Source organism: Pseudomonas sp. KUIN-1, assembly GCF_009176725.1.
Taxonomy (GTDB): Bacteria; Pseudomonadota; Gammaproteobacteria; order Pseudomonadales; family Pseudomonadaceae; genus Aquipseudomonas; species Aquipseudomonas fragariae.
On sequence record NZ_AP020337.1, the window covers coordinates 3,599,608 to 3,621,433 of the forward strand.

A 21,826-nucleotide genomic window follows, 5' to 3' on the forward strand; every position below is an offset into this window, starting at 1 on the left:
AAGGTTGTGCCCAGACTGTACCGGAGGTCATTTCGACCGAGGGCATAATGCGCGTCCGGTCGATCGTCGGCAAGCGGACACAACCTGTATCAATGTAGGGTTTTACACCTTGAAGCGTGAGACCACCTGATTCAGATCGGCCGCCAGACGCGACAATTCATGGCTCGACGCACTGATCTGGTTGGCACCCTGAGTCGACTGCATGGACAGATCGCGAATGTTGACGATGTTGCGGTCGACTTCACGCGAGACCTGCGCCTGCTCTTCCGCCGCGCTGGCAATCACCAGATTGCGCTCGGAGATCTGATTGATCGACGAGGTGATTTCGCTCAAGGACTCGCCCGCGCCCTTGGCCAGTGCCAATGTCGAGTCGGCCCGAGCGCGGCTGGTGTTCATCGAGTCGAGCGCCTGCGCTGAACCGCTGCGCATGGCGCTGACCATCGAATCGATTTCCAGCGTCGACTGCTGGGTGCGATGCGCCAATGCGCGGACTTCGTCCGCCACCACCGCGAAACCACGGCCCGACTCGCCTGCACGTGCCGCTTCGATGGCGGCGTTGAGTGCCAACAGGTTGGTCTGCTCGGCAATCGAGCGGATCACGTCCAGCACTTTGCCGATGTCCTGCGACTGATTGGCAAGGTTTTGCACCAGCGTCGAGGTGGCCTGCACGTTGTCGGTCAGCGTCTGGATCGACTGCACCGTCTCGATCACCCGCGTCTGGCCCGCCAATGCCGAGGTACTGGACTGGTTGGAGGCGTCCGACGTGGATACGGCGTTACGCGCAACTTCCTCGACTGCCGAGGTCATTTCGTTGATCGCTGTGGCGGCCTGGTCGATCTCCGCATTCTGCTGGTTCAGCCCGCGGTAGCTGTCTTCGGTGACCGAGTTGAGTTCGGTGGCGGCCGATGCCAGTTGAGTGGCCGAACTGCCGATGTGGCGCATGGCTTCACGCAGATTGACCTGCATCATCGCCAGGGCACGCAACAGTCGGGTGACTTCGTCTTCGCCATCGACTTCGATGGTATGGGTCAGGTCGCCGTTGGCAACCTGCTCGGCGGCGGTTACTGCACGTTGCAGCGGGCCGACGATGCTGCGGGTCAGCCAGAGTGCCAGGCCGATGGTGCACAGCGCGGCAATGACCACAAAGATAATGACGATGTCGCGCGACTTGTCGTACTGGGCCCCGGCCGACTTGCCTTCCGCATCGACCTGAGTGAGATAGAAGTCGGCCAGGTCACCGAGTTGCTTGCCGGAACCGTCGACGATCTGCTTCATGTCGACCAGCAGCAGCTTGTTCAGCCCGACGCTGTCGCCCTGGCTGGCCAGTGCAAAGGAACGGTCCAGCGCACTGCGGTATTGGCCCACGGTCACCATGAACTGGTCGGTCAGCGACTTCTCTTCCGGGGTGTCGACAAAGGTCTTGAGGACAGACAGCTTCTTGTCCAGATCGCCCAGACGCACATCCATCTGACCACGGTAGGTCGGAATACTCGCAGGATCGGTGTCCAGTGCCATGCGCAAGGAAATGGTCCGAATGCGCAGCATGATTTCGCGGATATCGTTGACCACTCGCATGCTGGGCAGCCAGTTGGTCTCCACCGCCACTTCACTCTGCCGGATGGTCGACATCTGCGCCAGCGCAAACCACCCCAGCAATGCCACCAGCAGGGAAATAAGGGTAAAACCCAGACCGGCACGACGAGCGATAGTGAGTTTGCGTAGATTCATGACCAGGGCTCTTTATATTTTTTGAGGGCAGTGCCCGACACGAAGTTGTCAGACAACCGACAGCGTATCGCCCTGATCAAATAATTCTTTAGGACGCCCAGTGATCATTTGCAGGGTTACTTAAAATAACGGCCAATCGCTCGTCCGGTGCCCGCTGATCACAGCGCAGTCATCAACCGCCCGAAGCCATTTGCCAGAGCCGCGCCACGTCGCGCGCACGCTCGTGCAGCAGGCGGCGGGTCTCGCGGCAGGCCTGCTCGAGGCTCATTGGGCCGCTGACCAGAGCAAAGGCTGCGCCGATGCCGTGCGCATACATCTGCTCATAGCCGTCGCCAAGGGTTCCCGCCAGCACAATCACCGGCACTTGCCGACGCTGGGCGACTCGCGCAACACCAAGCGGTGTCTTGCCACGCAGGGTTTGCGCGTCGAAACGGCCTTCGCCGGTGATGACCAGATCGGCACCGATCAGCGCCTGTTCCAGCCCGGTCAGCTCGGCCACCACTTCCACGCCGGCACGAAACGAGGCCTTCAGGTAGGCCTTGGCGGCAAAGCCCATGCCCCCTGCCGCACCGCTGCCGGGGCTGTCGCGCAAGTCCTGACCGAGGACCTGAGCCGTATGGTCGGCAAAACGGCCGAGTGCGGCGTCCAGCGCCATGACCTGCTCGGGCGATGCGCCTTTTTGCGGGCCGAAGACAGAGGAGGCGCCATTCGGTCCGCAGAGTGGATTATCGACGTCGGCGGCGATTTCGACGCACACGTCAGACAAGCGTGGATCAAAACCGCTCAGGTCGATACGCGCCAGGTTCGCAAGCGCAAGCCCGCCCGGCGCCAGCGGTTGATCGTCGGCATCCAGAAAGCGTGCACCCAAGGCTGAAAGCATGCCGCTGCCGCCGTCATTGGTTGCGCTGCCGCCGATGGCCAGGATCACCCGACGGGCTCCTGCATTCAGTGCCGCCGAGATCAACTGGCCGGTGCCTTCCGTGCTGGTCACGCAGGCGTCGCGTTGTGCCAGGGTCAGCAGTTGCAGACCGCTGGCCATGGCCATTTCGATGATTGCGGTCCTGCTGTCCGCCAGCCAGCCCCACTGGGCATTGACCGGGGCGCCCAGCGGGCCGCTGACGCTGGCGCTCATCAGCTCGCCATTGCAGGCAGCCAGCAGCGCCTCGATGGTGCCCTCCCCGCCGTCTGCCATCGGGCATTTGATCAGCTCGGCGTGCGGCCAGACTTCGGCCAGACCACTGGCGATCGCGTCGGCAACTGCCTGGGCGCTGAGGCTGTCCTTGAACGAGTCGGGGGCGATGACTATTTTCATTGTTGTTCTCCAGATCCGGTGCTCGAATGCTCTCATTCAAGACCGTGCTTGCCGCCTGCCGCTCGCACAATGATCCGTCGCCATTATCGGGCGTTTGAACAAAACCCGGCTTCAGGTCTGACGAGTGATCATCTGCGCGCCCAAGTAGAGTTGCAGCAGGTCGTCGGTCTTGTAAGGGTCGCAGCCCGTCAACTCACCAATCTTCTCCAGCCGGTAGCGCAGGCTGTTGCGATGGATACCCAGCGCTTCGGCGCAGGCCTGACTTTCGCCGCTGTACTCGAACCATTTGCACAAGGTGTCGAGCAGTTGCGCATGCGCGTGCAGACGCTCCATTGGCTCGGCGACGTGTTCAGCCAGCCAGTCATGCCGGTAGCGCCAGAACAGCACTGGCAGCCGATAGGCTTCAAGACGCAGCAGGCGCTGCGCCGGCCTTGCCTGACGGGCGTAGTCGAGCAGATCCCGCGCTGCCGCGCAGGCCTGGCGCAGGGTGGGCAGGTCCGCCGATTGCGCCACGGTGGCCATACGCAGCACTGGCCAGTGGTGCTCATCGAACTGCTTGAGCAGCAGCGCATCGTCACGCTCCTTGCCCGTCGCGCGGCACCAGTACAGCAAGGTCGGCTCACGCAGCACGCACCAGCTGTCGGCATAGCGCGTGCCAAGCCATTTGGCAACCTGGCTGGCAGCCAGCCCCTCCTCGGCAAACTGCAGCATTACCACCTGGCGCGCAATGTGCGGCTGCAAACCCAACTGTCGTGCTTCATCCACCAGACTATCGGGACAATCCGGCAACAGCAGGCGAGCCAGCAGGTCTTCGCTGCGTTGCGCCCGCCACTGAAGGTCAGCCTGCTGACGACGCTGTTCCATGAGCATCTCGGCAGTCATCTTGACCAATTCGCCATACACCCGCACCTCGTCCGGCTCGCCGGTGATGCCGAGCACGCCAACCAGTTGATGGTCGAGCATCAGCGGCAGGTTGACGCCCGGCTTGACACCCCCGAGCTGCGACGCTGCCAGAGAATCGATTTCCACCACCTGCCGGTTGGCCAGCACTCGCTGCGCACCCTCATGACGGGTACACAAGCGCTCGGCATCACCGCTGCCGATGATGATGCCCAGGTAGTCCATGACATTGACGTTGTAAGGCAGGATGGTCATGGCCCGGTCGACGATGTCCTGGGCCAGCGCTCGGTCAAGGGCGAACATGAACGACTCCTGACGCGTGGCGAGGCTTGCAATGGTTGGGCATATGGATACATTTTGTTGAAGTTATAGAACGCCCGAGTGTGCCTGAAAGTAGTCACGGGCGCGACGTACATGGCAGAGTGCCCGCGTCGACCTTTTGAACCCTCGAATATGTGTGCACAGGCGCCCCTTTGATCAAATTCCGACTCGCCAGCCTGCTGTCGCTGCTGACCCTGCAAGCCTGCACGTCAATGGCAGAAAGCGAAGAGCCGAAACAGCGCTTTGAAGACTACCGTCAGCAGACCCTCGAGCTGATCCGCAACCAGCGCAACTTCCAGACCGCCGACCACCAGGCCGAGCTGGACTGGAACGCGCCGCGCCAGTGGACCCCGAGCGGGACACCCAAGGGCGGCGTGCTGCTGGTGCATGGCCTGGGGGATTCGGCGTGGTCGTTTCATGACGTGGCACAGACGCTCGCTGCTCAGGGCTATCTGGTCCGAACCGTGCTGTTGCCGGGGCACGGCACCAAGCCCGAAGACATGCTCGACGTGCGCCTCGAACAGTGGCAGCAAGTGGTACGCGAACAGGCGCAACTGCTCGCTCGTGAAGTGCCGAAGGTCTATCTCGGCGGCTTTTCCACCGGGGCCAATCTGGTCCTCGATTACGCCTATGGGCACGACGAAATCTCCGGGCTGCTCTTGTTCTCGCCGGCATTTCGCTCCAACAGCGGCTATGCCTGGCTGACTCCGTGGATCGGCTGGGCACGACCCTGGCTTGCCGCGCCGAATCAAGGCCTGCGCCCAATGCAGACGCCGGTTCGCTACATGAACATGCCCACCAATGGTTTTGCCCAGTTCTATCGCAGCAGCGCGCTGGCCCAGGACCGCCTGCATCAGCGGCGCTATGCAAAGCCGGTGTTCATCGCCATCGCCGAGCACGACTCGGTACTCGACACTGATTACGTGCTGGATAATTTCAGCCAGCGCTTCAGCAGCCCCGCCAGTCGCCTGATCTGGTACGGCGACCTTCCCGCCCGGGCTGCCGATACGCCGCGCGTCGAGGTGCGCAAGGACTACCTGCCGGAATACCGCATCAGCCGCTTCTCACACATGGGCCTGCTTTTTTCAGCGGACAATCCGCTTTACGGCGTATCCGGCAGCCAGCGTATCTGCTGGAACGGCCAGAGCACGGCGGACACCGCCAGGTGCATGGCCGGCGAGCCGGTGTGGTATTCGGACTGGGGCTATACCGAGCCAGGCAAGATCCATGCGCGACTGACTTTCAACCCGTATTTCGAGTGGCAGAGCCACGTGATGCTCGGCGTGCTGAACGCAACACCGTAGTACGCAACCGCCTCCCTTGTATCGTCGATACCGTGGGGCCAGGCTTTTGCAGGAGCGAACTTGTTCGCGAAGGCGGTGTTTTGAACGCCAAATCTTCTGCGGCTGTGCGGCCCCTTTCGCGAACAAGTTCGCTCCTACATTTCTGCCGTACGCTCAAGCATGGGGGCTTTTGTAGGAGCGAACTTGTTCGCGAAGGCGGTGTTTGAACACCAAATCTTCTGCGGCTATACGGCCCCTTTCGCGAACAAGTTCGCTCCTACATTTCTGCCGTACGCTCAAGCATGGGGGCTTTTGTAGGAGCGAACTTGTTCGCGAAGGCGGTGTTTTGAACGCCAAATCTTCTGCGGCTGTGCGGGCCCTTTCGCGAACAAGCGAAGCGTCGCCCGGTTCGCTCCTACATTTTTGCCGTACGCTCAAGCATGGGGGCTTTTGTAGGAGCGAACTTGTTCGCGAAGGCGGTGTTTTGAACGCCAAATCTTCTGCGGCTGTGCGGGCCCTTTCGCGAACAAGCGAAGCGTCGCCCGGTTCGCTCCTATATTTTTGCCGTACGCTCAAGCATGGGGGCTTTTGTAGGAGCGAACTTGTTCGCGAAGGCGGTGTTTTGAACACCAAATCTTTTGCGGCTGTACGGCCCCTTTCGCGAACAAGTTCGCTCCTACATTTCTGCCGTACGCTCAAGCATGGGGGCTTTTGTAGGAGCGAACTTGTTCGCGAAGGCGGTGTTTTGAACGCCAAATCTTCTGCGGCTGTGCGGCCCCTTTCGCGAACAAGTTCGCTCCTACATTTCTGCCGTACGCTCAAGCATGGGATGCTTTTGTAGGAGCGAACTTGTTCGCGAAGGCGGTGTTTGAACACCAAATCTTCTGCGGCTATACGGCCCCTTTCGCGAACAAGCGAAGCGTCGCCCGGTTCGCTCCTACATTTTTGCCGTACGCTCAAGCATGGGGGCTTTTGTAGGAGCGAACTTGTTCGCGAAGGCGGTGTTTTGAACGCCAAATCTTCTGCGGCTGTGCGGGCCCTTTCGCGAACAAGTTCGCTCCTACATTTTTGCCGTACGCTCAAGCATGGGGGCTTTTGTAGGAGCGAACTTGTTCGCGAAGGCGTCGTTTTGAACGCCGAATCTTCTGCGGCTATACGGCCCCTTTCGCGAACAAGCGAAGCGTCGCCCGGTTCGCTCCTACATTTTTGCCGTACGCTCGAGCATGGAGGGCTCTTGTGGGAGCAAACACGTTCGCGCCTACTCCAGTGGAACCAGCCGCTCTCGGCTGTTGCTCAGATGCGTCCACATCGCTGCACGCGCGGCATCCGGGTCCTTGCGGCGAATGGCGCTGAGCAGCGCTTCGTGTTCCAGGTTGGCCAGGTAGCCCTGATGCGCAAGGTTGTTACCTGCCCGCTCGCTCGATGCAATGCGGCTGCGCGGAATGACCGCACTGCCCAGGTGTTGCATGATCTCCAGAAAATACGGGTTGCCGGTGGCTTCGGCGATCAGCATGTGAAAGCGCTTGTCAGCCTCGACGCAGCTGTCGTCGTTGGCCAGCAGGTCCTGATAATCATCCAGCGCCTGACGCATGGCCGCCAGTTGCTCATCGGTACGGCGCACAGCCGCCAGCGCCACGGCCTGGGTTTCCAGGCCGATGCGCAGTTCGATGATATCGCGCACTCTGGAAACGGTCTCGACCTTGAGGCGCAGCCCCGTCTGATCACTGCGCTCGAGCACGAAGGTGCCGATGCCGTGATGGGTCACCACCAGCCCGGACGCCTGCAATTTGGAAATCGCTTCACGTACCACGGTACGGCTAACGCCGTGCTCGCGGACGATCTGGTTCTCGGACGGCAGCTTCTGACCGGGTGCGATCTTGCCGAGCAGGATGCGCTGGCTCAGTTCGGTGACCAGATCGGTGGCCAGGTTGTGCTGACGGCGTTTGGGCGCTGTGCTGGCAGGCTCTTGCATGGTGAATGAATCCTGACTTGTCTGTTTATGCTGCCGTATCACGGCCATGGCAGCGCGAATACCGGACTGAGAGCGGCCGGAAGCCGGGTTTGACAGCCCGGCGCAGTTGTCTTACTTGTATTACAAGCCTTTCCCGGATGTCAAAGCTCCTGTTTCCACCCACCCTGCCTCCCATCGGCCATTGCGTTCAAGTCACCGGTCAGGTCCAGCTGATGTAAACAAGCAAAAACCTCAGCATTTACTGGTCAAAACTTTAAATTAACGCCGTCACACAGGCTCGACACACCCGCACAACGGCAAATGCCTCGAGGTTGATAATCTTGCAGATCATCACCGCCAAGGGATTGCACAACGGCTTTTTACTTGTATGATGACCGACAATGCGAGAGACAGACTTCGCACATACCCGCATAAAAACAACGAGTGGGAGATTCAACTGTGAGCACATCCAATTCCAGGATGGCCGACGGCACAGGTTCGGTTCTGAATTCAGCCGTATCGAAGGTCAAACGTCACGTCCTGCCGCTTTTCGTCATCATGTTCATCGTCAACTACATCGACCGGGTCAACATCGGCTTCGTGCGTTCGCACATGGAGCATGACCTGGGTATCGGCGCTGCTGCCTATGGCCTGGGTGCCGGACTGTTTTTCATCGGCTATGCCCTCTTCGAAGTCCCTTCCAACATCCTGTTGCAGAAAGTCGGCGCACGTATCTGGCTGACGCGGATCATGCTGACCTGGGGCATCGTCGCGGCCTGCATGGCCTTTATCCAGACCGAAACCCACTTCTACATTTTGCGTTTTCTGCTCGGCGTGGCCGAGGCCGGTTTCTTTCCAGGCGTGATCTACTACTTCACCCGCTGGCTGCCCGGCGTCGAGCGTGGCAAGGCGATTGCCATCTTCCTCAGCGGTTCGGCCATCGCCTCGTTGATCTCGGGCCCGTTGTCCGGCCTGCTGCTGCAAATCACCGGTTTCGGCCTGAAGGGCTGGCAGTGGATGTACTTCATCGAAGGCATGTTCTCGGTCGGCCTGTGCCTCTTCGTCTGGTTCTGGCTGGACTCAAAGCCGCACGATGCCAAGTGGCTGACCCGCGAAGAACAGGATGCACTGGTCAACGCCATCGATGCCGAGCAGGCTGCCCGTGAAGCGGCGACGCCGGTCAAGGCCTCCATCGGCAAGCTGCTCAAGGACGGTCAGATCATTCTGTTCTGCCTGATCTACTTCTTCATCCAGCTGACGATTTACGCAGCGACGTTCTGGCTGCCGAGCATCATCCGCAAGATGGGCAGCCTGACTGACTTCGAAGTCGGCATGTTCAACTCGATTCCGTGGCTGCTGTCGATCATCGGCATGTACGTGTTCGCCTCGCTGTCCGCCAAGTGGAAACGCCAGCAAGCCTGGGTAGCCATTGCCCTGCTGATTGCCGCTGCCGGAATGTTCATGTCGACCACCGGCAGCCCGATCTTCGCTTTCGTTGCCATCTGCTTTGCCGCACTGGGTTTCAAGTCGGCTTCTTCGCTGTTCTGGCCGATCCCGCAGGCCTATCTGGACGCGCGGATCGCCGCTGCGGTCATCGCGCTGATCAATTCGGTGGGCAACCTCGGCGGCTTCGTGGCACCGACCACCTTCGGCCTGCTGGAAGAACACACCGGCTCGATCCAGGGCGGACTGTACGGCCTGACAGCCACTTCGATCATCGCCGCGATCATCGTTTTCGCCGCGCGCAATACCCCCAAGCCTGGTGCGACGCCGGTCGCCGCCATTCAGACCCCGGCGACCCACTGATGCACGTGCGCAGCCGCTTTTTCATCGGTCATATTTTCAAGGCCTTACATTTAAAGGACCCGTCATGAACATTCAGCAATCCAACATTACCAGCAAGGCCCCCGTCATTATCGACATGCAAGTAGTGCCCGTAGCGGGCCATGACGACATGCTGCTCAACCTGAGTGGTGCACACGGCCCCTACTTCACCCGCAACGTGGTCATTCTCAAGGACAATGCCGGGCATGTCGGTGTGGGCGAAGTGCCTGGCGGCGAGCTGATTCGCCAGACGCTGGAAGACGCGCGATCGCTGGTCGTCGGCAGCAGCATTGGCACCTACCAGAAAATCCTCAACCAGGCACGCAAGGCGTTTGCCGATCGGGACTCCGGTGGCCGTGGCTTGCAGACGTTCGACCTGCGCATTGCCATTCATGCGGTCACCGCGCTGGAAGCGGCGCTCCTCGACCTGCTCGGCCAGCATCTGGAAGTACCGGTTGCGGCATTGCTGGGCGAAGGTCAGCAACGCGATCAGGTTGAAATGCTCGGTTACCTGTTTTATGTCGGCGACCAGCGCAAGACCGATCTGGCCTACCGCAGCGAACCCGAGGCCGATAATGACTGGTTCCGTATCCGCCATGAAGAAGCACTGACGCCGCAGGCCGTGGTGCGCCTGGCCGAAGCTGCACATCAGCGTTACGGCTTTCAGGACTTCAAGCTCAAGGGCGGCGTGTTGAGCGGCGACCAGGAAATCGAAGCGGTGACGGCGCTCGCCGAACGCTTCCCCGACGCGCGCATTACGCTGGACCCGAACGGCGCCTGGTCGCTCAAGGAAGCGATCCGCCTGTGCCGCGATCAGCATCATGTGCTGGCCTACGCCGAAGACCCGTGCGGCGCGGAAAACGGTTATTCCGGTCGTGAAGTGATGGCCGAGTTCCGCCGCGCTACCGGCCTCAAGACGGCCACCAACATGATCGCCACCGACTGGCGGGAAATGGGTCACGCCATTCAGTTGCAGTCGGTGGACATTCCACTGGCCGACCCGCATTTCTGGACCATGCAGGGCTCGGTACGGGTGGCGCAGATGTGCAACGAGTGGGGCCTGACCTGGGGCTCGCACTCCAACAACCATTTTGATATTTCCCTGGCGATGTTCACCCACGTGGCCGCTGCAGCGCCGGGCACTATCACGGCGATCGATACCCACTGGATCTGGCAGGACGGACAGCGTCTGACCAAGGCGCCGCTGCAAATCGTCGGTGGCAAGGTCGAGGTCCCGAACAAACCGGGGCTCGGTGTCGAGCTGGACATGGACCAGCTGGCCAAGGCTCATGAACTGTACAAAGGCATGGGCCTGGGCGCTCGCAATGACGCAGTGGCCATGCAGTTTCTGATCCCGGACTGGACATTCAACAACAAGCAGCCTTGCCTGGTGCGTTGAATCGGTCCGACATTCGCCGTTGACTCGCCGCCTGTTCAACCTCTGGCTGGCACACGGCGCGCAACCCCCTTGCGCGCCGTTTTTTTTAATCGAATTAGGCTTCCAGAAGCGGCATGCTAATGTCCCGTACTGTCCAGTGACGATTAGACCGCATGCGCCACCTCGCCCGCACCCGCCCTCGCCTTACCCTTGCCGCTCTGGTCGGCCTGACCGCAGGCATCGCCTGGTCCTGGCTCATCCCTCACTCGACACTGACCCAGAGCCTGCTGACTGGCTGGGACACGGGAGTATGGCTTTATCTGATCATGATTTTCATCCGCACGTTGCGCAGCGACGCTGAGGATGTGCGGCGAGTCGCCATGAGGGAAGACGAAAACGCAGGCGTCATTCTGGTCACGGTCTGCGTTGCGGCACTGGCCAGTCTGGCCGCCATCATTTTTGAAATCGCCGGCAGCAAAGGCCTTTCCAACGACGCCAGAATGCTTCACCACGCCTTCACCGGCCTGACAGTCATCGGTTCCTGGCTGATGATCGGCGTGATCTTCAGCCTGCATTACGCACGCATGTTCTACACCTGGAAAGGCAAGGAGCCCGCACTGGCGTTTGTGGGCGGTGAAAAGAACCCCGATTACTGGGACTTTCTGTACTTTTCGTTCACCATCAGCGTCGCGGTGCAAACCTCCGACGTCGGCGTAGCGACGCGCGAAATGCGCAAGGTCGTGCTCGGCCAGTCGTTGATCTGCTTTGTGTTCAACACCGCGATTCTGGGGTTTTCGATCAATATCGCCGCCAGCCTGTTCAATTAGCGTTTGCCTTGAAAAACAATCCCATCAAGAGGCCTTCAGACAATGACCCCATTGAAAATCGCGGTACTCGATGACTGGCAAAACGTCGCCAGCACTGTAGTGGACTGGTCCGTGCTCGGCTCAATGGGCGAGATCAGTTTTCTGCATGACTACCCTGCCGATACATCGACCATGGCGCGGCGCCTGCGAGACTTCGACATCATTTGCGTGATGCGCGAGCGAACCCTGTTCGATGCGACATTGCTCAGCCAGCTGCCGGCGCTGAAACTGCTGGTCACCGGCGGCATGCGCAATGCGGCGATTGATACCGCTGCGGCCAAGCGTCAGGGCATTGTCGTGTGTGGAACAGAAAGCTATAAGCATGCGGCACCGGAGCTGACCTGGGCGCTGATCATGGGCATCACCCGCAACCTGGTGGCCGAGGCCAACGCGTTGCGTGCCGGCAATTGGCAGGTCGGGCTGGGCAGCGATCTGCATGGCAAAACCCTGGGCATTCTCGGCCTGGGCAGTATCGGTAAGTGGATCGCCCGCTACGGGCAGGCATTCGGCATGAAGGTCATTGCCTGGAGCCAGAACCTGACGCCAGAGGCTGCTGCCGAGTCCGGCGTCACCTATGTCAGCAAACAGCAACTGTTCGAACAGGCCGATGTGCTGTCGGTACACCTGGTGCTCAGCGATCGCAGCCGTGGCCTGGTGGACGCAGAAGCACTGAACTGGATGAAGCCCGGCGCTTATCTGATCAATTCGTCACGCGGCCCGACCATCGATCAGGCCGCGCTGATCGAAACACTGCAGCAGCGCAGAATCTCCGGCGCAGCGCTGGACGTCTTCGACATCGAACCGCTGCCGGCCGACCACCCGTTCCGTACCCTGGACAACGTGCTGGCGACCCCGCACATCGGGTACGTCACCGAGAACAACTACCGGACTTTCTACGGGCAGATGATCGAAGACATCCAGGCGTGGCATGCGGGGTCGCCCATTCGGGTGTTTGACTGACGGGCCCTGCAACATCAGCCTGTAACCTATGGATGCCACGCTGCTCCTGGGCGTTGCGTATCAGCCGCTTTAAAGCCTGATCAAGGGCCGCGCTGTCGGCCCTCGCTTCCAGGCCAGTAAACGACCAGTGCTTCGGACAGAAAAAGGCCATAACCGAATTAACCGGCCAGACTTTTGCTGCACGGGAAATGAGTTCTATACGAACCTGCTCGTCCAGTGGACAATGTCCGGGATATAGTTGCACGCTGAGCCCGAGCATCAATAAACAACAGAAACATGGAAACAGTCGCACAATCGCTCAATTAAGTTTCCGACATGTTTATATGAACACTGTCATTCCATAAGTTATCGCCTGCCTCGAGATTCATTCTCCTGCTTCATCAGGCGCAGCCATTTTTCGCACAGACTACTGAGACACCCGATGAATATCCGCTCAGCCAGGCCACATGACAGCCTCATGGCAGCTAACGAGAAACCTGTCACGGCAGACAGGACCCCACAGCCGGCGAGCGCTGGCACGACGGCTGCAACTTCGGATACGCAGACGAAACTCGATACCTACACCCCTTCCGACAGGCGCTCCGCTGAAGCGGCGGAAACGTCGCCGATCTATACCAAGGCCATGCTCAATGACGTGGCCCCTGTCAAAGACAACACGACCTCTGCCGAGCCAGATACAAAAGTCCAAGACAAAGACAAGGTTTCCGCTTCAGACCCCGTCAAACCCCCCGAGCCCGTCTTGCGCGGGGGAGCCAACGTCAATCCTGATGATATCGCCACACCTGCCGCTGCCACGAAGATGATTCAGGACCTGAAAGCGATTGGAGGCGGAACCTTGCGCTTTCAGATGACGCACGATCAGATCAAGGACAGCAGGCAGTTGGATAAGCTCAGAGCATTGCTCAGTGAAGGGGGCAAACAGGGTGTAAAAGTTCAGTTCACGTTCCGCGACGATGCGAACCAGGGCAGCGGAAACGTGCTGACGGGGGACAAATTGAAGGAGGCCGCGGCCGACATCAGTACCATTGTCAAACGGTTTGGCAGCCGCACCGGGTTTGTGCTGGATACTTTCCATCAGGGCGGTAAAAGCGCAAGTCAGGAATGGGCTGACATGCAGACCACGTTAATTAAATCCGCACGCGATGCCGGTTATAAAGGAAGTATTATTGTCGAGGACAGCAATTGGGGAGGTGGCCTGACCGCAGGTCCGCAAAGCGGCCTGGTCAAGTTTGCTGTTCAATTAAAAGCTGCCAATGGCGACGACAACCCTGCCCTGATTGGCAGTTTTCATGTGTACGCCAGAGAAAGCGAAGCCTCTTCGCGACTCGCCAGCCAGATCAAGGCATTGAAAGAGGCTGGCTATAAATTCCAGATTGGCGAAGTGGGTAATGCCAACCTGACAGCAAACAATACCTTCCAGCAAAAGGACGCCGCCACCAACGCCTTGCGGGATAATATGAGCGCTCTCAAAGCCGCCGGAGCGGATATTTTGCCCGGCAAGGAACAGTTCCAAGGGGGCAAACTTCGCCATCGTGCCGGTTTTTCAACGGCCGATCAGTACTGATGATGCACGGCCGCGTGTGCGCAAGGGCCGGTGCCCATGACACACGCTGCTGAACCTGCCCTTGAAAGGGTCAAGCTTTCTCCATCAGAACCCGATACCGGCACACGGCATCACAACGTATAGGCAATCCCCACCTGCACTGTCCGTGGAGCCCCCGGATAGGCATAGACATTGCCGAAAGAGCCTTCCTCATAGTCTGTGTCGAACACATTCTTCAGGTCCAGATTGAGCTTCACGTGCGGGTTGACCTTGTAATAGGCCAACAGGTCAAACACTGTATAGCTGTCCATCGAGAAAGAGGTGTTGGCTGTCCGCCCGGCGCGCTGGTCGACATAGCGACCGCCGCCGCCCAGGCCCAGACCACGCAGGGCGCCGTCCTGAAACTCGTAGACGTTGAGCAGGCTGAACGTTTGCTCGGGAATGTTCATCAACCGTGTACCGGAGCGTAGCGTGTTGTCCTTGGTGACCTCGGCGTCCACGTAGGCGTAGCTGCCCATTACCCGCCATTGCGGAGTCAGGTTGCCGACCACGTTCAGGTCCAGGCCGCGACTGCGCACCTCGCCAGCCGCCACACTGAACGTTGAATCGAGCGGATCGGTGGTCAGCACGTTACGCTTTTCGATCTGATAGATCGCCGTGTCGACACTCAGCTGCCCGTCCAGCGCTTCCCACTTGGTTCCGACTTCATAGGACTTGCCCTCCTCCGGCTTGAACCCGCCACCCAGTCGGCTGGCACCGCTGTTGGGCTTGAACGAGCGAGCGGTGGTGGCGTAGACGGCAAGGTCGTCGGTCAGGTCGTAGCTCAGGCCGAGGCGCGGTGTGACCGCGTTATCGCTGGCAGTCCAGCTGCTGGTGCCGGGCAGGAAAGAATCGTAATCATGTTCGAAACGCTCCAGACGCACACCGCCCAGCAGCTTCAGGCGCTCGGTCAGGGCCACCTGGTCCTGTACGAAGGCAGCCCAGGTCTTGAGGTTTTCCTTGTCATGGGTGGTCGTTCGGGTCAGTGCCGGACGAGCCTGGCCGTAGACCGGATTGAAGAGGTCGATCGGGTAGGCAGCTACTGCACCGCTGGAACGTTGAATGATCGACTTGTAGTCATAATCTTCGTACTCGACACCGGTCAGCAGCGTGTGCTCGAAACCGCCCGCTGAAAAATGCCCGGTCAGATTCAGCTGCACATCGCGATCGGTCCATTCCAGCTTGCGATAGTTGAAGTTGCGCCCGAGCGTGCGACCGTCCGCCGCCAGCCCGTTGGCCTCGATGGCATCGCCCTGCAGGGAGCCGTCAAGGATCTGTAAGCCACCGCCCAGCGTCCAGTCTGCGTTGAGGTCATGCTCGAAGCGCAGTTGTGCCATGTTGTTGTCGTTATGCAGCTTGCCCGCACTCTTCTCGCCGAAGAACGTGTCGCGGGAAGCGGTGCCCGTCTGGTTGGCATACCGCGTCAGGCCGCGATCCAGCGGCGCGTTGTTGCGCATGAAGTCGCCTTCGAAGGTGATGCGCGTGGCGTCGTTGACCTGCCAGCTCAATACCGGCGCCACGCCATAGCGCTCGGTTTCGACGTGGTCACGGAACGTATCGCCGCCCTCACCCACCACATTCAGGCGATACGCAAACCGGCCCTCGTCATCCAGTGGCCCGGAGGCATCCAGCGTTCCGCGCTTCATGCCCTGATCATTGAGCTGACTGCCCAGCGTCACGGAAGGCTCGGCCAGCGGCTGTTTGGAAAGCACATTGAAGGTGCCGCCCGGATCGCCGCGACCATAGAGCGTGGTGGCCGGACCACGCAGCACCTCAAGACGCTCGATGGTGTTGGCGTCCGGCATGTTCGGATAACCACGATTGATCGGGAAGCCGTTGCGATAGAACTCGCCGGTGGTAAAGCCGCGCACCGTAAAGGTGGTCAGCCCCTGGCCGCCGAAGTTGTTGGCTCGCCCGACGCCACCCGCGTAGTCGAGAGCATCCTGCAAACGTGTGGAACCGATGTCCTCGACCGCTTCGCGGGTCACGACGCTGACCGATTGCGGGGTTTCGTGCAACGAGGTATCGGTACGCGTTGCGCTGGCGGAGCGTGTGGCCCGATAACCATCGACCGGCCCTTGTGCCGTTTCGGCATTGGCGGCGCCCTGGATATCGATATTCTGCAGCTCCATGGCAGGCTGGACGCCAGGCACCTGATCGGCCCAGGCAGTTTGAGAGATAGCCTGGATAACGCAAAGTGAAACGAGAGTACGACGCATCGACATACAGCCCTTGGCAAGAAACCAGGCCTCTTGGGACCTGGCAGGATTTTTTTGCGAATAGTACAGATTCGTATTAACGCCTGATACAAATTCCCAAAAAATACTCTTGCCAAGGCCAGGTATGCCGCTTAGCCAACGTGGCGATAAACAGGCAAACTGAGCTCATTACTCCTTACCAGAGAACCCACGATGCCCCTTTCCCACAAGCCTGCCGATCCTCGTTGCGCCTTGCTGGTGATCGACATGCAGTACGACTTCATGCCCGGCGGGCAACTGGCGGTGGCTGACGGCGATGCGCTGCTGCCGTTGATCAATCGCCTGGGTGCGCGCTTTTCCCAAGTGGTCATCACGCAGGACTGGCACCCTGCCGGGCACATTTCCTTTGCTTCCAGCCATGCGCAGCGCCTGCCGTTCGAGAGCATCACCCTGCCCTACGGTCCGCAGACGCTGTGGCCGGATCATTGCGTACAAGGCAGTCACGGTGCGCAGTTGCATGCCGACCTCGACCTGCCTCACGCGCAACTGGTCCTGCGCAAGGGCTGCAATGCGCATATCGACAGTTATTCGGCATTTCTGGAGGCAGACCGTACAACCCGCACAGGGCTGGCCGGGTACCTGACCGAGCGCGGCATCGATACGCTGTTCGTGGTCGGGCTGGCGCTGGACTTCTGTGTCGCCTGGTCGGCGCAGGATGCACGCAGTGCCGGTTTCAACACTTTTGTGGTGGAAGACGCCTGTCGCGCCATCGACATGAACGGCTCGCTCGAGCACGCCTGGAAGACCATGCTGGGCATGGGTATCGAACGCGTTCAGAGCGCCGATCTGCTGGGCTAGACCGACACATTCTGCCAACTGGCTCAAACAATTCTCGATACGCCCCGCCGCTGGCGAACGACAGCGCGCGGCGCCTGTCTGAACCATCGGCCCGACATTGCCCCGGTCGGTCCATTTCATCACTGGCGCTGAGGACGTTGTATGGACCACGAAGTAGATGGCAAGACCCCCGGCCTGTCAGCCGAGGAAGAGCGCGAGATCGATGAGAACCAGCCGCCCCGCGCGGCGGTGTTGCACGAAACCATTCGCATGCAGGGCGACCACGAACTGGAGCGCAGCGTAGCCGCGCTGTGGTGGTCGGCATTGGCTGCAGGACTGACCATGGGCCTGTCGCTGATGGCGATGGGTTTGCTGAACTCGCGCCTCGAAGGCATCCCCGGCAGTCATGTGATCAGCAGCCTCGGCTATTCGGCAGGGTTTCTGGCGGTGATCCTGGCGCGTCAGCAATTGTTCACGGAAAACACCATCACAGCTGTGCTGCCGGTCATGAGCAAGCTGAACCTGGCCAACATCGGGCGGCTGCTGCGCTTGTGGGGTGTGGTTCTGACCGGCAACCTGGTCGGCACACTGCTGGTTGCCTATGTCATGCTCAACCTGCCGATTTTCGATACCAGCACCGACAAGGCGTTTCTGGAAATTGGCCACAAGGTCATGGAAAACGACATGGCCCAGATGTTTTCCAAGGGCATCGTCTCGGGCTGGATGATTGCGACCATGGTCTGGATGATCGCGTCGATGGAAAACGCCAAGATAGCGATCATTGTGCTGATCACCTACCTGATGGCGCTCGGCGACTTCACGCACATCGTGGTGGGTTCGGCCGAAGTATCCTATCTTGTATTCGCAGGTGAGCTGGGCTGGAAGGATTTCTGGTTCGCTTTTGCAGGCCCCACCCTGGCAGGCAACATTATCGGTGGCAGTTTTATTTTCGCCTTGATCAGCCATGCGCAGATCCGCAGTGAAAAAGACACCACAGAGAAAATGGAGCGCGACCGCAAAAACAAGGAAGAAAAACGTCGCCTGGAGAAAGCGCAAAAGCTCAAGGAAGCGGATTCCACGGCAAAGCGAGAAATATGATCCCTATCATTAAACTTTCTTTCAGGAAACGCGGCGGGTTTTAAAGGCAGAATGATTCTTTGAACGCATCTATTCAGGCAGGGACCATGACCCGAATTCTGGCAATCGAAGATGATGCCATCACTGCAAAGGAAATCGTGACCGAACTCAGCAGCCACGGACTGGAAGTGGACTGGGTCGACAATGGCCGTGACGGCCTGGCGCGTGCAGTGAGTGGCGATTATGACCTTATTACCCTGGACCGCATGTTGCCGGAGATGGATGGTCTGACCATCGTCACCCACTTGCGTGCCCAGGGCATTTCCACGCCGATCCTGATGATCAGCGCCCTTTCCGACGTGGACGAGCGCGTTCGCGGCCTGCGTGCCGGAGGGGACGACTATCTGCCCAAGCCCTTCGCGTCGGATGAGATGGCTGCGCGCGTCGAGGTGTTATTGCGACGCAGTAACCCGGTCAGTGCCGCCAAGACGGTATTGCAGGTTGCCGACCTGGAACTGAACCTGATCACCCGGGAAGCGTGTCGCGGCGGCGAGCCGCTGACCCTGCTGCCCACCGAATTCAAGCTGCTTGAGTTTCTGATGCGCAACAGCGGACAGATCATCACCCGAATGATGATTTTTCAGGAAGTCTGGGGCTACCACTTCGATCCGGGCACCAACCTGATCGACGTTCACATCGGCCGTCTGCGCAAGAAGATCGACCAACCCGGTACCGCACAGCTCATTCAGACCGTGCGAGGATCCGGCTATGTCATTGCCGAACCCGTCTGACGGCTGGCGATCATCCACGAGTCGATTACTGGCGCTGTACAGCTCGCTGTTCGTAGCCTGGAGCGTGATTCTGCTTGGCGTCCTGTATTGGGAGGTGACGTCTTATCTGGACACCCTCGCCCGCCAGTCGCTCACCCATCGCCAGCAACTGTTTTCGCGCTTCGAGGGCCAGGGTCTGGTGGACGCTCTGGCCACCAGCATGACCTTCGATACCCGTTCGGTGGATGCCTACGGTCTGTTCGACGAGAACTTCCGCCCGGTTGCCGGGCCTATCACCAGCGTCCCGAAAAACCTGCCTATCGACGGCCAGATTCATGTACTGAACGATTGCATCGAATCGGATGATCCAGGCATGCCGCAAGGCAGTTGCGATGCGATCGTCAATCGCACGTCGGACGGCCGCTGGCTGGTGCTGGTTCGCGAGAACGGCTCGCTGTTTGCGGTGAGCACGCTGATCCTGCATGCCTTGCTGTGGGGCATCTCGCTGACCATTATTCCCGGTGTTGCCGGCTGGCATTTACTGCGCCGCAGGCCGTTGCGGCGTATCCGCGCGATTCAGGCCAGCGCCGAATCGATCATCGCCGGCGACATGGCCGGCCGTCTGCCGGTCTCCAACAGGCGCGATGAACTGGACATGCTGGCGGTGATCGTCAACGCCATGCTCGACCGTATCGAAAAGCTCATGAACGAGGTCAAGGGCGTTTGCGACAATATCGCCCATGACCTGCGCACACCGCTGACCCGCTTGCGTGCGCAGCTTTACCGTATTCAGCAGCAGTCAGCACACGATTCGACCCATGCCACGCAGATTGCCCAGGTCATCAGCGAAGCTGACACGCTGATGGCACGCTTCCGCGGACTGTTGCGCATTTCCGAGCTGGAAGACCGCCAGCGGCGCTCGGCATTCGTTGAACTGGAACTGCGTCCATTGCTGCAGGAGCTACATGATTTCCACCTGCCGCTGGCTGAAGAAGACCAGATCACCCTGATACTCGACCTGCATGAACCGCTACCCACTCTGGTAGGCGACCGCGCTCTGCTGTTCGAAGCACTGACCAACCTGCTGGGCAACGCAATCAAGTTCACCCCGGGCGGCGGAATCGTCAAAGTCAGCGCCTACCCTGCCCCCGGCGGCACCACGCCGTGCATCGAGGTGCAGGATTCCGGGCCTGGCATCCCCGTCGCCGAGCGCGCGGCTGTCTTTCAGCGCTTCTATCGCAGTGAGGCCGGCACCGAGCAAAGCGGCTTCGGCCTCGGCCTCTCCGTAGTGGCCGCAATCGTCAATCTGCACGGTTTTACACTGCAGATAGGCACCAGCGAATACGGCGGCGCAAGTTTGCTGCTGGAATGCCGCACGGTGAATACGCTGGCCTGAGACTCAGGCACTTTCCAAGCCCTTGATTGCACGATCGTGCCTGCTTTTTGACGAGATTAACGCGTCTGGCTCAAGGGTTTCGGCGATTTCGATATTAATCTGGCGCATTCTGCCAAGCGCAAATTCGTAACTAGATGTTTCAGATTCGCACCTGGCTTGGCCGTTTCAGCACGCACAAGTTCCCCTCAATAAATGCGCTTTTCAGGCTCCATACGGCGCTTTTCCCCGATTAAAACCTTCTATTGCCAAAACGATGATGGCCAAACGCCAACGGACAATGTGAACAGCCAGACACTTTTATGACGTCAGTGACTTGTCGCCATGCTGGCACTGCGTTATCTATGTCCGGGCAAGCACAGTTCCTGCGGTAACGTTTCCGCTGCACCCAGAATAATAACTCACCGGATTTCGCCACTTACCAGGCGAGGCTTTGGCATGGCTGCCGAAGCAGAGAACGCTGCACTAATTGCTGGATCAAATTTTAGCTGGGAGGCTGTTATGGGCGCACAATCGAAGATTCTAACAATCGGTAAGTACAAGGTTTACGCCGAGACTTACTGGAAAGGCAGCGACGCCAAGACCATTCTGCTGGTCAACGGTGCACTGTCGACCACGGGCTCTTTCGGGCAGACGGTCAAGTACTTGCAACCGCACTACAACCTGGTGCTGTTCGACCTGCCGTTTTCGGGGCAATCCCGAGCGCACAACCCGGACGACATGATTGTCAGCAAGGAAGACGAAGTAAACATTCTCCTGCAACTGATTGATCTCTATCAGGTAAACCACCTGTTGTCGGTCTCCTGGGGCGGTGTATCGGCCCTGCTGGCGCTCTCCGAATGTCCTCCGTCCGTGGAGAAGGCCATCATCAGCTCGTTCTCGCCGGTCCTCAACGAGGCCATGCTCGACTATATCGACAACGCCCAGGTCTACCTCGCCGCACGTGAAAAACGCAAGATCGGCTCACTGCTCAACGACACCGTGGGAAAGTACCTGCCACGCCTGTTCAAACTCTATAACTACAAGCACCTGATCAGTCTTGCCGAGCACGAATATCGCCAGATCGACTTTCATATCAGCCAGATTCGCCAACTAAGCGCCAGTAACTACGTCGAGCGTTTCTCCTCGATCAACATTCCGGTGCTGTTCATCAACGGTGAAAAAGATGAATACACCACCGTTGAAGATGCGCGCATGTTTTCCAACTACATCGCCAAAAGCAGTTTCAACGTCGTTCCGGACACCGGGCATTTTCTGGACCTGGAAAGCAAGGCGGCGTGGCACCACTCGCAAAGAAACGTACTGACATTTCTGGGCACTGAAGCTACCCAGGAGGTTTGGCCCAGCGTCACCGCGATGGCCTGAAGCACTCGCCTGCGCCCGGGAAGCCCTTGCGCTTTTCCGGCGTGACGCTGTGATTCATGGGTGTTGGCTTTCTTTGATCGG

The 21,826-nt window shown here is 59.4% G+C and carries 16 protein-coding genes and 1 pseudogene; 11 read left to right on the forward strand and 6 right to left on the reverse strand.

Features of this window, described 5'->3' with window-relative positions; translation table 11 throughout:
• Positions 1-102: 102 nt before the first annotated feature.
• From KUIN1_RS28775 to KUIN1_RS15925, 4 genes and pseudogenes are all read right to left on the reverse strand, one after another.
• Positions 103-969: a methyl-accepting chemotaxis protein gene (locus KUIN1_RS28775; protein WP_371135416.1), complete on the reverse strand. Its 867-nt coding sequence runs from the start codon at positions 967-969 to the stop codon at positions 103-105.
• Positions 958-1,728, reverse strand: a pseudogene (locus tag KUIN1_RS28780) (MCP four helix bundle domain-containing protein); the annotation flags it as partial. The gene KUIN1_RS28775 and the pseudogene KUIN1_RS28780, both read right to left, overlap by 12 nt.
• A 172-nt stretch (positions 1,729-1,900) precedes the next feature.
• Complete coding sequence (locus KUIN1_RS15920) at positions 1,901-3,040, reverse strand: glycerate kinase (RefSeq protein WP_152092118.1); 1,140 nt, start codon at positions 3,038-3,040, stop codon at positions 1,901-1,903.
• 111 nt (positions 3,041-3,151) lie between these two features.
• Entirely contained in the window at positions 3,152-4,243 is a 1,092-nt protein-coding gene (locus KUIN1_RS15925) for a sugar diacid recognition domain-containing protein (RefSeq protein WP_152092119.1), read from the reverse strand.
• Between the two features lie 230 nt (positions 4,244-4,473).
• On the opposite strand from KUIN1_RS15925, the gene KUIN1_RS15930 reads away from it, so the two are divergent.
• Positions 4,474-5,565, forward strand: coding sequence for an alpha/beta hydrolase (locus KUIN1_RS15930; protein WP_024651521.1), 1,092 nt, complete (start codon positions 4,474-4,476; stop codon positions 5,563-5,565).
• A gap of 1,237 nt (positions 5,566-6,802) precedes the next feature.
• Here KUIN1_RS15930 and KUIN1_RS15945 read toward each other — a convergent pair.
• Positions 6,803-7,516: a FadR/GntR family transcriptional regulator gene (locus tag KUIN1_RS15945; RefSeq protein ID WP_011268232.1), complete on the reverse strand. Its 714-nt coding sequence runs from the start codon at positions 7,514-7,516 to the stop codon at positions 6,803-6,805.
• Positions 7,517-7,975: 459 nt separating this feature from the next.
• On the opposite strand from KUIN1_RS15945, the gene KUIN1_RS15950 reads away from it, so the two are divergent.
• The 5 genes from KUIN1_RS15950 to KUIN1_RS15970 all read left to right on the forward strand — a co-directional run bounded on the left by KUIN1_RS15950 (position 7,976) and on the right by KUIN1_RS15970 (position 14,087).
• On the forward strand, positions 7,976-9,301 hold the full coding sequence (locus KUIN1_RS15950; protein ID WP_003404969.1) for an MFS transporter: 1,326 nt from the start codon (positions 7,976-7,978) through the stop codon (positions 9,299-9,301).
• A 64-nt stretch (positions 9,302-9,365) separates the two neighbouring features.
• Positions 9,366-10,718 carry a glucarate dehydratase gene (gene gudD, locus KUIN1_RS15955; protein ID WP_103360046.1) on the forward strand — a complete coding sequence of 451 codons (1,353 nt, stop codon included), beginning with the start codon at positions 9,366-9,368 and terminating at the stop codon, positions 10,716-10,718.
• Between the two features lie 152 nt (positions 10,719-10,870).
• Positions 10,871-11,524, forward strand: a complete 654-nt coding sequence (locus KUIN1_RS15960) for a DUF1345 domain-containing protein (RefSeq protein ID WP_003404973.1) — start codon at positions 10,871-10,873, stop codon at positions 11,522-11,524.
• A 42-nt stretch (positions 11,525-11,566) separates the two neighbouring features.
• Entirely contained in the window at positions 11,567-12,523 is a 957-nt protein-coding gene (locus tag KUIN1_RS15965) for a D-2-hydroxyacid dehydrogenase family protein (protein WP_152092120.1), read from the forward strand.
• A 421-nt stretch (positions 12,524-12,944) separates the two neighbouring features.
• Positions 12,945-14,087 carry a cellulase family glycosylhydrolase gene (locus KUIN1_RS15970; RefSeq protein ID WP_011268236.1) on the forward strand — a complete coding sequence of 381 codons (1,143 nt, stop codon included), beginning with the start codon at positions 12,945-12,947 and terminating at the stop codon, positions 14,085-14,087.
• A 110-nt stretch (positions 14,088-14,197) separates the two neighbouring features.
• Here the strand turns inward: KUIN1_RS15970 and KUIN1_RS15975 are convergent, their stop codons facing one another.
• Positions 14,198-16,324 carry a TonB-dependent siderophore receptor gene (locus tag KUIN1_RS15975; RefSeq protein WP_172980061.1) on the reverse strand — a complete coding sequence of 709 codons (2,127 nt, stop codon included), beginning with the start codon at positions 16,322-16,324 and terminating at the stop codon, positions 14,198-14,200.
• Between the two features lie 192 nt (positions 16,325-16,516).
• On the opposite strand from KUIN1_RS15975, the gene pncA reads away from it, so the two are divergent.
• The 5 genes from pncA (at position 16,517) to KUIN1_RS16000 (ending at position 21,745) form a co-directional block, all read left to right on the forward strand.
• Positions 16,517-17,161 carry a bifunctional nicotinamidase/pyrazinamidase gene (pncA, locus tag KUIN1_RS15980; protein ID WP_011268238.1) on the forward strand — a complete coding sequence of 215 codons (645 nt, stop codon included), beginning with the start codon at positions 16,517-16,519 and terminating at the stop codon, positions 17,159-17,161.
• Positions 17,162-17,302: 141 nt separating this feature from the next.
• Positions 17,303-18,238 carry a formate/nitrite transporter family protein gene (locus KUIN1_RS15985; protein ID WP_003404982.1) on the forward strand — a complete coding sequence of 312 codons (936 nt, stop codon included), beginning with the start codon at positions 17,303-17,305 and terminating at the stop codon, positions 18,236-18,238.
• A gap of 86 nt (positions 18,239-18,324) precedes the next feature.
• Positions 18,325-19,008, forward strand: coding sequence for a response regulator transcription factor (locus tag KUIN1_RS15990; protein WP_003371891.1), 684 nt, complete (start codon positions 18,325-18,327; stop codon positions 19,006-19,008).
• Positions 18,986-20,383: a sensor histidine kinase gene (locus KUIN1_RS15995; RefSeq protein ID WP_003404984.1), complete on the forward strand. Its 1,398-nt coding sequence runs from the start codon at positions 18,986-18,988 to the stop codon at positions 20,381-20,383. The genes KUIN1_RS15990 and KUIN1_RS15995 overlap by 23 nt, the downstream gene beginning before the upstream one ends.
• Positions 20,384-20,818: 435 nt before the next feature.
• Positions 20,819-21,745, forward strand: coding sequence for an alpha/beta fold hydrolase (locus KUIN1_RS16000; protein WP_024639643.1), 927 nt, complete (start codon positions 20,819-20,821; stop codon positions 21,743-21,745).
• Positions 21,746-21,826: the final 81 nt, after the last annotated feature.

What these genes read in the sequence shown, in the direction of transcription:
- KUIN1_RS28775 (WP_371135416.1), bottom strand. Translation starts at nt 969, where the DNA reads ATGATGCAGGTCAATCTGCGTGAAGCCATGCGCCACATCGGCAGTTCG.
- KUIN1_RS15920 (WP_152092118.1), bottom strand. Translation starts at nt 3,040, where the DNA reads ATGAAAATAGTCATCGCCCCCGACTCGTTCAAGGACAGCCTCAGCGCC.
- KUIN1_RS15925 (WP_152092119.1), bottom strand. Translation starts at nt 4,243, where the DNA reads ATGTTCGCCCTTGACCGAGCGCTGGCCCAGGACATCGTCGACCGGGCC.
- KUIN1_RS15930 (WP_024651521.1), top strand. Translation starts at nt 4,474, where the DNA reads ATGGCAGAAAGCGAAGAGCCGAAACAGCGCTTTGAAGACTACCGTCAG.
- KUIN1_RS15945 (WP_011268232.1), bottom strand. Translation starts at nt 7,516, where the DNA reads ATGCAAGAGCCTGCCAGCACAGCGCCCAAACGCCGTCAGCACAACCTG.
- KUIN1_RS15950 (WP_003404969.1), top strand. Translation starts at nt 7,976, where the DNA reads ATGGCCGACGGCACAGGTTCGGTTCTGAATTCAGCCGTATCGAAGGTC.
- gudD (WP_103360046.1), top strand. Translation starts at nt 9,366, where the DNA reads ATGAACATTCAGCAATCCAACATTACCAGCAAGGCCCCCGTCATTATC.
- KUIN1_RS15960 (WP_003404973.1), top strand. Translation starts at nt 10,871, where the DNA reads ATGCGCCACCTCGCCCGCACCCGCCCTCGCCTTACCCTTGCCGCTCTG.
- KUIN1_RS15965 (WP_152092120.1), top strand. Translation starts at nt 11,567, where the DNA reads ATGACCCCATTGAAAATCGCGGTACTCGATGACTGGCAAAACGTCGCC.
- KUIN1_RS15970 (WP_011268236.1), top strand. Translation starts at nt 12,945, where the DNA reads ATGAATATCCGCTCAGCCAGGCCACATGACAGCCTCATGGCAGCTAAC.
- KUIN1_RS15975 (WP_172980061.1), bottom strand. Translation starts at nt 16,324, where the DNA reads ATGCGTCGTACTCTCGTTTCACTTTGCGTTATCCAGGCTATCTCTCAA.
- pncA (WP_011268238.1), top strand. Translation starts at nt 16,517, where the DNA reads ATGCCCCTTTCCCACAAGCCTGCCGATCCTCGTTGCGCCTTGCTGGTG.
- KUIN1_RS15985 (WP_003404982.1), top strand. Translation starts at nt 17,303, where the DNA reads ATGGACCACGAAGTAGATGGCAAGACCCCCGGCCTGTCAGCCGAGGAA.
- KUIN1_RS15990 (WP_003371891.1), top strand. Translation starts at nt 18,325, where the DNA reads ATGACCCGAATTCTGGCAATCGAAGATGATGCCATCACTGCAAAGGAA.
- KUIN1_RS15995 (WP_003404984.1), top strand. Translation starts at nt 18,986, where the DNA reads ATGTCATTGCCGAACCCGTCTGACGGCTGGCGATCATCCACGAGTCGA.
- KUIN1_RS16000 (WP_024639643.1), top strand. Translation starts at nt 20,819, where the DNA reads ATGGCTGCCGAAGCAGAGAACGCTGCACTAATTGCTGGATCAAATTTT.